The sequence below is a fragment of the Lentilactobacillus fungorum genome (assembly GCF_016860605.1).
In the GTDB taxonomy this organism is placed as follows: Bacteria; Bacillota; Bacilli; order Lactobacillales; family Lactobacillaceae; genus Lentilactobacillus; species Lentilactobacillus fungorum.
Window position 1 is genome coordinate 174,446 of record NZ_BNJR01000004.1, and the last position, 13,830, is coordinate 188,275.

Annotated in this window: 12 protein-coding genes; 11 read left to right on the plus strand and 1 reads right to left on the minus strand. The window is 42.7% G+C overall.

Features of this window, described 5'->3' with window-relative positions; translation table 11 throughout:
* Positions 1-70 precede the first annotated feature (70 nt).
* The 8 genes from YK48G_RS00940 (at position 71) to YK48G_RS00975 (ending at position 8,409) form a co-directional block, all read left to right on the plus strand.
* Positions 71-973, plus strand: coding sequence for a GDSL-type esterase/lipase family protein (locus YK48G_RS00940; RefSeq protein WP_232365238.1), 903 nt, complete (start codon positions 71-73; stop codon positions 971-973).
* A gap of 30 nt (positions 974-1,003) precedes the next feature.
* Positions 1,004-1,591, plus strand: coding sequence for a YpmS family protein (locus YK48G_RS00945; protein ID WP_232365239.1), 588 nt, complete (start codon positions 1,004-1,006; stop codon positions 1,589-1,591).
* Positions 1,592-1,830: 239 nt separating this feature from the next.
* Entirely contained in the window at positions 1,831-2,049 is a 219-nt protein-coding gene (locus YK48G_RS00950; protein ID WP_203628829.1) for a YozE family protein, read from the plus strand.
* A gap of 11 nt (positions 2,050-2,060) precedes the next feature.
* Complete coding sequence (gene ylqF / locus YK48G_RS00955) at positions 2,061-2,921, plus strand: ribosome biogenesis GTPase YlqF (protein ID WP_203628830.1); 861 nt, start codon at positions 2,061-2,063, stop codon at positions 2,919-2,921.
* 1 nt (position 2,922) lies between these two features.
* Positions 2,923-3,684, plus strand: a complete 762-nt coding sequence (rnhB, locus tag YK48G_RS00960; protein WP_203628831.1) for a ribonuclease HII — start codon at positions 2,923-2,925, stop codon at positions 3,682-3,684.
* Between the two features lie 43 nt (positions 3,685-3,727).
* Positions 3,728-4,603: a DNA-processing protein DprA gene (gene dprA, locus YK48G_RS00965; RefSeq protein WP_203628832.1), complete on the plus strand. Its 876-nt coding sequence runs from the start codon at positions 3,728-3,730 to the stop codon at positions 4,601-4,603.
* Positions 4,604-4,696: 93 nt separating this feature from the next.
* Positions 4,697-6,823 (plus strand): type I DNA topoisomerase, encoded by a 2,127-nt coding sequence (gene topA, locus YK48G_RS00970; RefSeq protein WP_203628833.1) that lies wholly within the window; start codon positions 4,697-4,699, stop codon positions 6,821-6,823.
* Between the two features lie 164 nt (positions 6,824-6,987).
* Complete coding sequence (locus YK48G_RS00975) at positions 6,988-8,409, plus strand: C69 family dipeptidase (RefSeq protein WP_203628834.1); 1,422 nt, start codon at positions 6,988-6,990, stop codon at positions 8,407-8,409.
* A gap of 179 nt (positions 8,410-8,588) precedes the next feature.
* On the opposite strand, the gene YK48G_RS00980 is transcribed toward YK48G_RS00975, so the two are convergent.
* A complete protein-coding gene (locus YK48G_RS00980) occupies positions 8,589-10,022 on the minus strand; it encodes a C69 family dipeptidase (protein WP_203628835.1) in 1,434 nt (477 codons plus the stop codon).
* A gap of 156 nt (positions 10,023-10,178) precedes the next feature.
* Between YK48G_RS00980 and thmT the strand changes: the two genes are divergently transcribed.
* The 3 genes from thmT (at position 10,179) to YK48G_RS00995 (ending at position 13,693) form a co-directional block, all read left to right on the plus strand.
* Positions 10,179-10,373 (plus strand): 2-hydroxymuconate tautomerase, encoded by a 195-nt coding sequence (gene thmT / locus YK48G_RS00985; protein ID WP_203628836.1) that lies wholly within the window; start codon positions 10,179-10,181, stop codon positions 10,371-10,373.
* 229 nt (positions 10,374-10,602) lie between these two features.
* A complete protein-coding gene (glpK, locus tag YK48G_RS00990; protein ID WP_203628837.1) occupies positions 10,603-12,111 on the plus strand; it encodes a glycerol kinase GlpK in 1,509 nt (502 codons plus the stop codon).
* A gap of 448 nt (positions 12,112-12,559) precedes the next feature.
* Positions 12,560-13,693, plus strand: coding sequence for an NAD(P)-dependent alcohol dehydrogenase (locus YK48G_RS00995; RefSeq protein ID WP_203628838.1), 1,134 nt, complete (start codon positions 12,560-12,562; stop codon positions 13,691-13,693).
* Positions 13,694-13,830: the final 137 nt, after the last annotated feature.

Consider the following 13,830-nt stretch of genomic DNA (forward strand, 5'->3'; position numbering starts at 1 on the left):
TCGATGCTCTCTTTTATATTTTAATCAATGATAGGTGACCGACTAAAGCGGCCTTCAGGAGCGTTCATAAGTGAAAAGAACTCATAAAAAAACTCACAAAATCAGATTTTGGTTGATGATATTGGCGACGTTCATGGTTGCCGGGATTGCGTTTGTTATATACAATCAATATCAAAATCGACCACCAAGGGCCGTCAAATTAACGGCTGTCGGTGATTCGTTGACCCAAGGCGTTGGTGATCCTAAGGGACGGGGAGGCTACACTTACTTAATTAGAAAAAAGGTTAACGATCAAAATCCTCATGTTAAAATGTCAACTGCTAATTTTGGAATTTCTGGTGAAACGACTAACCAAATTAATAATCGAGTCGTTCACTCGGCCAAATTACGACGCAGTTTGCGAACCGCGGATGTTATTACGGTTACAACGGGTGGTAACGATTTACTACATTTTTTAAAAAATAACGTTGTCGATAATAATCGAACCCAATTGAACGGACGACTGACTCACTACCAAACTAGTTATCGTCAGCGAGTTAATCGCCTATTTACAGATATCCGCAAGGTCAATTCCCATTCCCCAATTTTTGTGTTTGGCATTTATAATCCAGTCTATGTTTATTTCCCCCAAGTTTCATTCATTAGTCGCGCGGTTGCCGCCAACAATACGGTGACAAAATCAGTTGCGCAAAAGCATTCCCAGATTTACTTTATTCCAATTAATAAACCCTTATCGGATGGTCAATATCGAACGGCCAAATCTCGCCAACACTTGCGTCAGCGGGCAGCCGCTATTGGCAATCAAAGCAATGACGCTAATGAAATTGAAGCTTTACTAAACGGAAATGCTACCCAATCAAATCGATATTTATCAACCGAGGATCACTTTCACCCAAATCAAATTGGGTATCAAATCATGACAAACTTGTTATACAAACAACTCAGTCAGCACTTGGACTGGGTGAAGGGATGATGGTAATTAATGCAACGAAGCTCATCAAAAATGACAAAACAACGAAATCCGTGGAAAATTGCCTTTTTAACGTTGATTGGCTTAATTGTATTGATTTTTTTAGCGCTACTATTGGTCGTTCAATTACCTTCGAATAGCGATAATCAATTTGGCGAATCATCAAATACCCAGCGTACGACACCAATTTCTGCCGAGCTTAACAAAAAGCAACTCAATACATTATCGGAATATTATCTTGACAAGCTGCAAAATGGCAGTGATAATGCCAAGTATCACTTCAAAGTGGCTGACCAAGGAATCGTCTATGGTTCAATGAAGTTGCTGGGGGCAAACGTTGACTATACCGTCTTCTTTGACCCGAAGGTATTATCGAATGGTAATATCGAGTTACACGCAACCAAGCTTTCACTAGGTCAATTTCCCGTCCCAATTAGCTTTGTTTTAACTTACGTTGAAAAGAGTTACCGACTGCCCAAATGGGTACAATTAGTGCCAAAGCAAAAATTAATTAAGCTTGATATTAACCACATGAGTCGGCATGGTGTTAATTACCGTGCTAAGACGATCGATATGACTGGCAAGGGCAAATTTGCCTTTGATATTTTGTTACCGCAATAACGAGGTTGCTATAACAATGAAGCCTTTAGGCGACATATCAGTAAAAAACTTCAGTTTAGGATTCTTGACGGTTATAAGCGCTTTGCTTCGCTCACTTTAGTAGGACAGCTGCGCAAAGCAGAGAGCTGCACCTAAGTCCACTTGTCCAAAAATCCAAGCCCGGGATTTCCGGCTAAGTGGACTTAGGCTCCGCTTTCTAACCGCTTTGCTTCGCTTACTTTTTTAGGAGGCAACAATTAATGAATAAAACCTTTTATCAATTTTTAATGACTCAACGAAATCCGGGAAGTGCTGATCCAATTGCTGAGTTTGCAAATAATGCATTTTATGATCAATCCTTTCCAAAACAGGTGGACCAGTTTGACCAGATTTCAAAATACTTGGAAGAAAATGCTTCGTATCTTCCAAATATGGAAATATTTGATGATGCATGGAAATTGTATCAAGAAAGCATGTAGGAAGTGACAAAATGGCAGTAACAATTCAATGGTTCCCGGGCCACATGGCAAAAGCCATTCGCCAATTTGAAGAAAATCTTTCGTTAGTCGACATTGTGTTCGAAATTATCGATGCGCGGATACCCTATACCTCCCAAAATCCTGAGATTCGACGCATTAGTGCGGGGAAACCTCATTTGTTTATTATCACTAAGCGGGATCTAGCTGATCCGTTAATAACCACGCAATGGCTAACGTATTTTCAACAAATTCAGCAGCCAGCAATTGCCATTGATGCTAAAACTAATTTTGGCATTAACAATGTTCTCTCAACTATTTTGCCGATTTTAAAAGATAAACTGCAAAGAGAGCAAGCTAAGGGAATGAAAAAACGGCCGATTCGAGCCATTAGTGTTGGCGTGCCCAATGTTGGTAAGTCAACTGTTTTAAATCGTTTGGTTAACCGTAGAGCTGCTCAAGTTGGTAATCGTCCGGGGGTTACAAAGGGCCAGCAGTGGCTCAAATCTGGCGATCGCCTTGAATTACTTGACACTCCCGGCATCCTTTGGCCTAAGTTTTCAAATCAAGAAGTTGCTAACAAGTTAGCGCTGACCGGTGCCGTCAAGGACAGCGTTTTTCACAGTGATGATATTGCATTGTTTGGGCTTCATTATTTTAAAGCGTCCCATCCTGAAGCTTTGTGTCAGCGATATCACTTAGAACAAGTGGATCTTGGTTTATCAGATGTCGATTTATTGCTCAAAATTACGGCCAAAATTGGTATGCGTGATGATTATGAGCGGGCTTCTAACCGAATTATTCAAGACATCCGTTCTGGAAAGGTCGGTCGATATACTTTGGATGATCCAAAATCCTTAGTGGGTGAAGGTTGATATGACAATTTCAGAGATTAAACAGTTATTGTTAAGCGTTAAGAAACCAACTGATCCGCGGCTGGCTCAGCTGGCCCAAGATCCGCGTAAGGGCGTTCAAGTAGCCGTTCGGGCGACCCAAAAACGGTTAGCTAACCAAAGCGCCCGTTTAGCTGCTTTTGAGCAACGCTTTAAATATGAGCGCCAATTTTGGCAGCGTGGGCTTCAATACGTAGCCGGTGTTGATGAAGTTGGTAGGGGACCATTAGCCGGCCCAGTTGTGGCTTGTGCGGCCATTTTGCCGCCTGACTTTGATTTGATCGATGTGAATGATTCTAAACAACTCACTCGAAAGGCGCGGGAAAAACTTTACCCGTTAATTAAGCAAGAAGCGTTGAGCCTTGGAGTGGGGGTTGTTGACAACCAACAAATTGATCAACTCAATATCTATGAAGCAACACGGGTAGCAATGAAACAGGCCGTGGCCAAACTTATTCCCCAACCTAATGAGATTATTGTCGATGCCATGCAGATTGACACGCCAATTCACCAAACAAGGCTGATTAAAGGAGATGCAAAGAGTATTAGCGTCTCTGCTGCCAGTATCATTGCCAAAGTTTATCGGGATCATTTAATGACTGACTTTTCCCGCCAATATCCCGAGTACGATTTTGAACATAATGCCGGTTACGGCACCGCAAAGCATTTAGCAGCTTTAAAAAAATTTGGGCCGACACCAATTCATCGAATGAGTTTTGCGCCAGTTCAAAAAAATAGCAGATAATCAGCTCTTTTTTCCGTAACTACTCTTAAAAGGAAGAACGAAAATGCTTTTAAGAGATTTTTTGCTGAGAATTCATTTATGTCGGGGAATTGGGATTGTTGGTAAATCAAAAATTTATGATTGGCTAGCTACTCGGGGCTTTAATGATCGCAAACTGCCTGAACTGTCGACATTAATGGCGGTTGCTGAAATTAAGCCGCACAATCAAGCCGCTTTTTCAGCTGCTTACCTTCAACTCATGAATAATGATCACTTGGTTGCCCAACTTGTCGACGGCGAAAAATGGGTAAGCATTGCTGACCCGAGCTATCCAGCTAACCTTAAAGAAGCTTACGCGGCGCCGATTGTTTTGTTTTACCGGGGCAATCTTGCTTTAGTCACTGGTCAACTATTGGGAATTGTTGGGGCAAGAGAAGCGACAAATTACTCGACCATCGCATTAAAATATTTGATTCCCGGAACGATTTCCAATAGAATGACAATTGTGTCTGGTCTGGCCAAAGGTGTTGATACACTTGCTCATCAATGTGCAATTGCCAATGACGGCCAAACAATCGCGGTGATTGGGACCGGATTAGACATTGCTTATCCACGAACAAATCGATATTTGCAAGACCAAATTGCTACTCGCTACTTACTAATCAGCGAGTATCCAAACAAAACCCGAGGATATCGTAGCCATTTTCCGGAGCGCAACCGAATTATCGCCGGCTTGGTGCAAAGTATTCTGGTGACTGAAGCGAAGCATCACTCAGGTAGTTTGATTACGGCTAATCTTGCCCTTCAAAACAATCGAAATGTGTTGGCAATTCCGGGACCGATTCACAGCCCATTATCGGTTGGCACGAACGAATTAATTGCGGCCGGAGCCAAACCCGTTTTAAGGGCCGAAGATATTCTCGAAGAATTCATTAGTTGACACTTAAAAATACTTGCCATATGATATGGTAGATTTGTGCAGATAAATAAATGCTTAACTAATAAATAACTAGTAACGTTGAAAGGAGAAATCATGGCTACTACAACCAAACCCAGATCCAAAGCCAAAAGCAAGACCAAACGCCGGTCTTCTCCAAAGAAAAATCTGGTTATTGTCGAATCGCCTGCAAAAGCAAAGACCATTGAAAAGTACCTTGGCCGTTCCTATAAAGTTGTTGCCAGCAAGGGCCACGTTCGGGACTTGCCAAAAAGTAAGATGGGCGTCGACATTGATCATGATTACGAACCCCATTATATTTCAATTCGAGGTAAGGGGGACACGATCAAAGAATTAAGGTCGGCTGCAAAAAAGGCAAAAAAAGTCTATTTGGCAGCCGATCCGGATCGAGAAGGCGAATCAATTGCCTGGCACTTGTCCCACATTTTAGACTTAGACCCCAAAGCGGATAATCGAGTGGTCTTTAATGAAATTACGAAGGACGCTGTTAAGGAATCCTTTAAACATCCCCGAAACATTGATATGAACTTAGTAGACGCCCAACAAGCTCGCCGAGTGCTTGATCGACTAGTCGGCTATTCAATTTCACCGCTATTATGGCAAAAGGTTAAAAAAGGGCTGAGTGCTGGTCGGGTCCAATCGATTGCACTGTGGCTGATTATTCAGCGGGAAAACGAAATTAAAAATTTTGTGCCTGAAGAATATTGGTCAATTGATTCGGAATTTAAGAAGGGCCGCAGTAAAAAGTTTAAAGCGAGTTTCTATGGTTTAAATGGTAAGAAAAAGGCGTTACCGAATAATGACGCTGTCCAGGATGTTTTAAAGCGATTGGATCCAAAGGGTGACTTTGAAATCACCAAAGTGACTCGAAAGGAACGCAAACGCCAGCCGCAGCCGCCATTTACAACTAGTACGATGCAGCAAGAAGCAAACCGGAAACTTAACTTTCGAACGCGAAAAACAATGATGGCAGCCCAGCAGTTGTATGAAGGCATCAATATTGGCAAGGAAGGCAGCCAAGGCTTAATCACATATATGCGGACCGATTCAACAAGAATTTCGGCAATCGCCAAGCACGAAGCCTCGACATTTTTGCATGAAAAATACGGAGCTGAATACGCCGCTACCAAACCCATCAAAGGAAAGTTGCCAGAAGGTGCGCAAGATGCCCATGAGGCGATTCGGCCAACTTCGGTTTTCCGAACGCCCGCCAGTTTGAAGCAATACTTGAATAAAGACCAGTTTAAATTATATCAATTGGTTTGGTCGCGGTTTGTGGCTAGTCAAATGACACCTGCCATTATGGATACCATGGCAGTCACTATCGAACAAAACCAAGTTGTTTTTAAAGCGAATGGGTCGAAACTTAAGTTTGATGGTTTCTTAAAGATTTATGGCGATGGTAAGGAAAAAGATAATCTATTACCAGACCTCGAAACTGGCGATACCGTTAAACTTGTCAAAAACAATCCTGACCAACATTTTACTCAACCGCCAGCTCGCTATAGTGAAGCTAATTTAATCAAGGCGCTGGAAGAAAAGGGCGTTGGTCGACCATCAACTTATTCACCGACCATTGATACGATTCAGCGACGGTACTATGTCAAAGAAGTTGGCCGTCGGTTTGAACCAACGGAACTTGGTGAAATTGTCAATAAAATTATCGTTGAGTATTTCCCAGATATCGTGAATATTGATTTTACTGCCAATTTAGAAGGCAAGTTGGATCAAGTCGAAGAGGGAAAAGAAAACTGGATCAAATTAGTTGATAAATTTTATCGACCGTTTTCTGACGAAGTTGAATCAGCAACTAAAAATATGGAGAAGGTTCAGATCAAAGATGAACCAGCTGGTTTTAACTGCGACATCTGTGGCGCACCAATGGTTGTTAAAATGGGCCGTTACGGTAAGTTCTATGCATGTTCTCGCTTTCCAGATTGTCGAAACACAAAAGCCATTGTTAAAGAAATTGGCGTGATTTGTCCGAAGTGTCACCAAGGCCAAGTCATTGAACGTAAGTCAAAACGGAATCGCGTTTTTTATGGTTGCTCCCGTTTTCCAGATTGTGACTTCGTCTCCTGGGATAAGCCCATCGGCAGAAATTGTCCAAAAGATGGTCATTTCTTGGTCGAAAAAAAGGTCAAGGGCGGCACCCAAGTGGTTTGTCCAAACGGCGATTACGAAGAACCGCCTCAAAAATAGTGATATGGTATTAACCAAAAAAGATTGTTACAAGTGGCCTTGTAAACAATCTTTTTTGTTTGGTAACAGTTTATCTAATTGGCTAAAAGATCCCAAAAGATGGCTCACAATACCGGCAAACTGGTGTAAAATCAAGCTAGATGATATCTAGGAGGGTTAAAATTATGTCTGCGTCAAACCATAGTAGTTGTACCACTTTATTAGTTGGTAAGAATGCCAGTTATGATGGGGCTACTTTAATCGCTAGAAATGAGGATGCTGGCGAAGCAGTCCATCCTAAAAAATTTGTTGTAGTCCATCACGAAGATCAGCCAGTTGACTATCACGCAAAGCTCAGTCAATTTTCAATTACTTTGCCTGACCAGCCGGTTCGTTACACATCAATGCCAGATGCGGCCACGGATGAGGGCATTTGGGGCGAAGCTGGGGTTAATCTGGATAACGTGGCGATGAGTGCCACCGAAACAATTACAACTAATGCTAGAATCTTGGGAGCTGATCCGTTTGTTAAAAATGGTTTTGGTGAAGAAGACCTCCTCACAATTACCTTGCCATATATTAAAACAGCTAGACAAGGGGTTCAACGAGTGGGGCAACTACTCAAAAAGTATGGTACTTACGAATCAAATGGAATTATTTTTTCGGATATTAATGAAATTTGGTATATGGAAACTGCCGGCGGCCATCATTGGGTCGCTCAGCGAATTCCCGATGATGCATATGTCATTGCGCCAAATCAGACGGGGATTCAAGAAGTTAAATTTGATGACCCGGATAACTTTATGTATTCAGCTGACCTGCTCAAATTTGTTGAAAAAAATCATTTAAATTTAGGTGAAGGCTTTAATTTCCGAAAAATTTTTGGTTCCGACACCCAGTTAGATCATCACTATAACACGCCGCGAGCTTGGTTTGGTCAGCGCTACTTTAATCCTAAACGGGTGGCTAATCAATCACCTGAGAGTGCTGATCTGCCATTTATTAATTATGCGGATCGAAAAATCACGATTGAAGATATTAAATACGTCCTTAGTTCTCACTATCAAGATACGCCTTATGACCCCTTCGCTCCAAGCGCTGATTATCATACCAATCCATATCGGCCAATTGGCTTTAACCGTAATCAGGAATTGTCGATTCTCCAAATTCGGCCGTATGTGCCAAAGGCATTTGCCGCAATTCAGTGGATTGCGTTTGCTGCCAACCCGTTTAACACGCTGGCGCCCTTTTATACGAACATTTTGGATACGCCCGACTGCTATCGCGACACAACAACACTGGTGGATAGTCATAATGCCTACTGGGCGAATCGGTTAATCTCACTAATCGCTGCTGATCACTACTCAGAAGTAATGGCAGACATCGAAGCCTATCAACAGGCAACTTTGGCATACGGTCATCAGCGAATTTCTAGAATTGACAAAACGGTGGCCGATAAAACTGGCGGCGACTTAATGCAGGCCTTAAGTCAAGCTAATGAGCGAACTGCCGATCGAATCATGAAAGATACTGAAGACTTATTAACAAAATTAGTGACGAAAGTGAGTGATCATAGCCGCGGCGCGTTTACCCGTGATCATTATTAATCAGCAAAACTGAAACAGTTTAAGTTCATTTAAGCCAAAAGCGCCATCATTTCAAAACGATTTTGAAATGGTGGCGCTTTTGGCTTAGTAACTATCAAGATCGGATTGCTGATTGGCTGGAACCAATGCGGCAAAGGGCAGCAGTGCCAATTAGTGCGCGGCGCTCTTCGGTTCTATACTTATAAGTTAACGTCCTGCTTAAAATTCAGGGGTGATAAGTCCGTTGAATGAGTGATGATATTAGAAATTAGCTGTTGATAAGCAGTTAATCCCCTTTGAGCGTTAGCAAAGTTAATTTTGGTCAGATAATTTGCTTGTTCGACGTTGGAAAGGCTGTTCACAACCTGATCTGCATTTGAAATAGCTTGTTGAAAGCTAATTCGCAATTGCTTTTGTGTATCGGCCAGTTTGGAGCCAAATTTAACATAATGCGGATCAACTAAAACGCCAGCTAGTTTGTACGTCCAGTAAGCCTGGTCCGGTGAATACGAGCCAGTTGCATGTTGGTATTGGCTAGGGGTGTCGCTGGCGCCGGCATAAAAGGGAACGAATGAACTTTGCGCAGCGACTCCCATAGCTAACCATTGAATCCCGGCAGCGGGGGTAGGCATAGAAGGGCGAATTTGGAGGATATGAGCCTCTTGAGTCTTGGCAAGACTAATTGGTCGGAAACGATGCTTGTCGGCCTCTGAGCCCTCACCAATTGGATCATAGGGGGTGCCTTGATAATGTGAGCTTAAAAAATCTTGGACGTCAAAGACACTTAATTTACGGTTACTATGATTAATGAATGGCATTTCCTGATCGGTTGGGTCATAGGTTTGCTCCGGTGAAAAAAGCCTGAGGCCGTACCAAACTCGCGGTGTATTGTAATAAGTGTCCGCCAATGTCGCTGTCCCAAAGATTTTGCGGAAGTTAAACGTTTGACCCGCTAAATCAGGATTTAGATGATGAGTTGCCACGAACTCACGGATATGAGTCGCCCACATGAAATGATCGAAATCGTCAAAATCAATTTCTTGAATGGCCGATTGATTTGCGATGACAACGTAGCTATCGTCTGGGATCCGCTGGGCAACCCATTGATGGCCACCGGCAGTTTCCATGTACCAGGCTTCATTCTTATCAGCAAATAAAATGCCGTTTGATTCTGAAGTTCCATAATGTTCAATAATTTGGCCTAGTCGAGCTACTCCTTGACGGGCCGTTTTCACATAAGGTAATACCACCGTAATCATGGCTTCTTCGCCAATCCCATCTTTTACGAGGGGATCAGCTCCCAACGCCAGCTCGTTAGTGTAGGTGCTTTCAGTGGCACTCATTGCGACGCCGTATTCATTGAAGCCATCTTCTTCAAATAATCCGTATTGAGAGGTCCATTCAGGGGTTGCTGAATATTTGGCCCGAATCTTAGGCAATGGCATTTTAAAGCCATTGTCCGTGGAGGAAAAAAGCTGATCGTCAGAGAATTCCTGATGTTCGTGGATCACGTAGTTTTTTGGCCAAGACGATTTACTATCTTCGTTGCGGGCAATCATAATTGAGCCGTCAACGCTGGCGTTTTTGCCGACGATCATGCTGGTGCAAGCAGAATAATTAGTTGTTGGAATCATATGCATATCTCCTATCGAAAGTGACTTCTATCTGAATTATTGTATCATCTTTTAGATAAAATCGGGCGGTTGACTGTTCAAGTTGGTAAATTCATATTGCGACAGAAAATGAAAGAGCGTATACTTTTTTCAAACTCATAGTTTGGAGGGACTGTTATGCCAATTGTGGATATTCATTTGATTGCCGGCCGATCGCAAGCTCAATTAAAAGGGCTTGTTGAAGATGTTACGGCTGCCGTGGTTAAAAACACCGGGGCGCCAGCTGAGCACGTTCACGTTATTTTGAGTGAAATGCAAAAGGATCGCTACAGTGTCGGTGGCGTTTTAAAGAGCGATGAAGAGTCAAATTAAAATAGCTTGTTTGATGAATTAATTGAGGGCTGCCAAATTGAAATCCCAATCCGATTTCAATTTGGCAGCTCTTTATTTGTGTTTCTGTAATCGGCTTAAGCTCATACTTATATTTCTTTTAGTTTTCTAAAGTTTAATGATGGATTGGTTTGTCTGATTAGAATATTGTATACTAATGGAGATGTATAGAAGCGACAAACGCACTAATAATAAGAATGGAGACCTTTACATGAATGATCAACAATACATAATGTCAATTGACGAGGGAACGACCAGTACTCGGGCAATCCTTTTCAATCATGATGGCGATATCGTTGGTAAATCACAGCGGGAATTTCATCAGTACTTCCCCAAATCCGGTTGGGTAGAGCATGATGCAAACGAAATCTGGAATGCGGTTCAATCAGTTATCTCAGAAAGCTTGATTAATGCGGACGTCCCGCCATACAAAGTACGGGGGATTGGCGTGACTAATCAACGTGAAACGACCGTTATTTGGGATAAAAATACCGGCGAGCCGATCTATCACGCAATTGTTTGGCAGTCAAAGCAAACGGCCGCACTAGCTGATCAACTCAAGCAAGCCGGCAAAAGCGACTTCATTCATGATAAAACGGGCTTAATCATCGATTCCTATTTTTCTGCTACTAAGATTAAGTGGATTTTAGATAACGTTGACGGTGCCCGCCAAAAAGCGGATAACGGCGACTTGTTATTTGGCACCATTGATACTTGGATTCTATGGAAAATGACTGGTGGCAAAGTTCATGCGACTGACTACACGAACGCCAGTCGGACAATGCTTTTTAACATTCATACACTTCAGTGGGATCAAGATATTTTGAAGCTATTGGATATTCCAGCAACGATGCTACCAGAAGTTCATTCTTCTTCTGAGATTTATGGTTACACCTCTGGTTACTCGTTTGCTGGCGTTCAAGTGCCAATTGCTGGCATTGCCGGTGATCAACAGGCTGCTTTGTTTGGCCAAATGGCGCTGCAGCGGGGGATGATTAAGAATACCTATGGCACTGGGGCTTTTATCGTTATGAATACAGGAGAAGAACCCACTCTTTCCAAACGAGGCCTGTTGACAACGATTGCATATGGCCTTGATGGAAAGGTGAATTATGCACTTGAAGGGAGTATTTTCGTGGCGGGTTCGGCAATCCAATGGCTAAGAGATGCCATGGAAATGGTTAAAACATCGCCTGAATCTGAGCAAATGGCCATTGATGCCAAAAGCAGCGATGGCGTCTACGTAGTGCCGGCATTTACCGGCCTGGGGGCGCCATACTGGGATCAAGATGCCAGAGGGGCCGTTTTTGGGCTTACTCGCGGCACCACTAAGAATCAATTTGTTCGGGCGACATTAGAGTCCCTGGCATACCAAACAAGGGATGTTGTTGATACGATGGTCAAAGAAACCGGCATTGATTTAAAAGAATTAGCCGTCGATGGTGGCGCAGCTAATAACAATTATTTGATGCAATTCCAGGCTGATATTTTAGGCACACCAATCCAGCGGGCTTCAATTGCAGAGACCACCGCGCTTGGCGCCGCTTATTTAGCCGGTTTGGCGGTTGGCTTTTGGCAGTCGGTTGATGAAATCAAAGAAACTATTAAGGCCCGGGATGAATTCAAGCCACAAATGACCGTAAAGACCCGTGAACACCTTTACGCCGGTTGGCAGCGGGCAGTGAAAGCGACGATTGAATTTCACCCAGAAGCCGATTAGGTACGACTGGTTAAGTGAGTAATGCTTAGTTAAATAAACCACTTGATAGATAATCCTTCGATTAAAAGTGTTATTTACCAAGTGGTTTTTTAATGCGACATAAAGGTCAAAAATGATAATGGTTCACGGATATTATGATGAATTTTGGGCCACATAGAATAAATAGTGAGCTTTTTAGGCATATCAGCTGGTGGTTATGCTTGTTTTGTTTTAAGCTAATAAGCGCATTGTTCCAATAATTTTAGCAGTACCTATTGGTGCCTTAATTTGTTAGCTTGTTTAACGGGTTTCACAATTATGCAACTTTTATTATCATGAAAATTAGTGAATAAAATAATGAGTTTCATTGCTTGAAATGGAATAATATTCATTATATGATTTCATCGTGGAAGGGCTTACAAGGTACTTTGAAGGGGAGATCAAGTTATCTTTGAGGGGAGTTTGAAATATGTCAAGAAAAATTACTGGCGCAGTGGTCGAAGAACTCAACGCACCGTTTAAGTTGGAAACGTTAGAAATTGATGATCAGCCGAAAGCTCACGAAGTTTTGGTTCACATTGTTGCAAGCGGGATCTGTCATTCAGATGAAGCCGTTCGAACTGGAGCAGCTGGCGACTATCCATATCCGGGGGTGCTTGGTCATGAAGGCGCCGGCATTGTTGAAAAAGTGGGTAATCAAGTTACAACGGTTAAACCAGGCGATCATGTTATTTTGTCGTATGATTATGATGGAACTTGTCGTCAATGTTTAACCGGGCATCCGTCTTCATGTGTTAATTGGGATCAATTAAATTTCAAGGGTGTTCGGCCAGATGGTTCGGTTGCGTTTACGCGTCCGGATGGGTCACCCATTCACAATTTCTTTAATCAATCATCAATGACTACTGAAACGCTAGTCCAAGAGCGTAATGTAACAGTCATTGACCAAGCAATTGATCTAAGAAAAGTTGGTCCGTTGGGCTGTGGCTTTGTAACCGGTTCCGGAACTGTTTTTAATGGGTTAAATCCTAAAGAAGGTTCATCAATTGTAATCGTTGGAACAGGTGCTGTTGGTTCGGCTGCGCTAATGGCGGCCAAAATTAAAGGCTGCACAACCATTATTTGCGTCGATATTCATGATTCACGCTTGGAAATGGCAAAGGAGCTGGGCGCAACCGATACCATTAATAGTCTCAATGAAGATTGGGTTGCCAAGGTCAAAGAATTGACTAACGGCCAAGGCGTCGATTTCGCCATTGATACAACTGGAATTTCTGCAATTATGCATCAGGCAATTTCCGCGTTGGCTTCCGGCGGTCACTTAGCGCCAATTGCCGTCACCCAAAAGACCCTTGAATTCATGCCTTGGAATGAAGTAACAGCTCTTCAAAAACATGTCGATGGGGTATTGATGGGAGATGCTATTCCCCAATTGGCGATTCCAACGTTGATTCGTTTTTGGCAAGCGGGTCAATTCCCATTTGATAAATTAGAAAAGTTTTATACCCTTGAACAGGTCAACGAAGCTAACCAAGCTTCAAACAATGGATCAGTTATCAAACCAGTGATGATCATTGACCAGGACTATGTTCCCGGGGAATAGTGACTGACGAAAATAGTCGCCTTTTGAATAATGCGCCTTGACAAACCACTTGGCGGCCAACAATTCATATCGGAATTGTTGGCCGCCAGGTGGTTTGTTGTTTCAGTTCCCCTTAATTTGGGGGAGTCATACGGACA

Coding starts and splice junctions, on each gene's coding strand:
- YK48G_RS00945 (WP_232365239.1), top strand. CDS start 1,004: ATGACAAAACAACGAAATCCGTGGAAAATTGCCTTTTTAACGTTGATT.
- YK48G_RS00950 (WP_203628829.1), top strand. CDS start 1,831: ATGAATAAAACCTTTTATCAATTTTTAATGACTCAACGAAATCCGGGA.
- ylqF (WP_203628830.1), top strand. CDS start 2,061: ATGGCAGTAACAATTCAATGGTTCCCGGGCCACATGGCAAAAGCCATT.
- rnhB (WP_203628831.1), top strand. CDS start 2,923: ATGACAATTTCAGAGATTAAACAGTTATTGTTAAGCGTTAAGAAACCA.
- dprA (WP_203628832.1), top strand. CDS start 3,728: ATGCTTTTAAGAGATTTTTTGCTGAGAATTCATTTATGTCGGGGAATT.
- topA (WP_203628833.1), top strand. CDS start 4,697: ATGGCTACTACAACCAAACCCAGATCCAAAGCCAAAAGCAAGACCAAA.
- YK48G_RS00975 (WP_203628834.1), top strand. CDS start 6,988: ATGTCTGCGTCAAACCATAGTAGTTGTACCACTTTATTAGTTGGTAAG.
- YK48G_RS00980 (WP_203628835.1), bottom strand. CDS start 10,022: ATGATTCCAACAACTAATTATTCTGCTTGCACCAGCATGATCGTCGGC.
- thmT (WP_203628836.1), top strand. CDS start 10,179: ATGCCAATTGTGGATATTCATTTGATTGCCGGCCGATCGCAAGCTCAA.
- glpK (WP_203628837.1), top strand. CDS start 10,603: ATGAATGATCAACAATACATAATGTCAATTGACGAGGGAACGACCAGT.
- YK48G_RS00995 (WP_203628838.1), top strand. CDS start 12,560: ATGTCAAGAAAAATTACTGGCGCAGTGGTCGAAGAACTCAACGCACCG.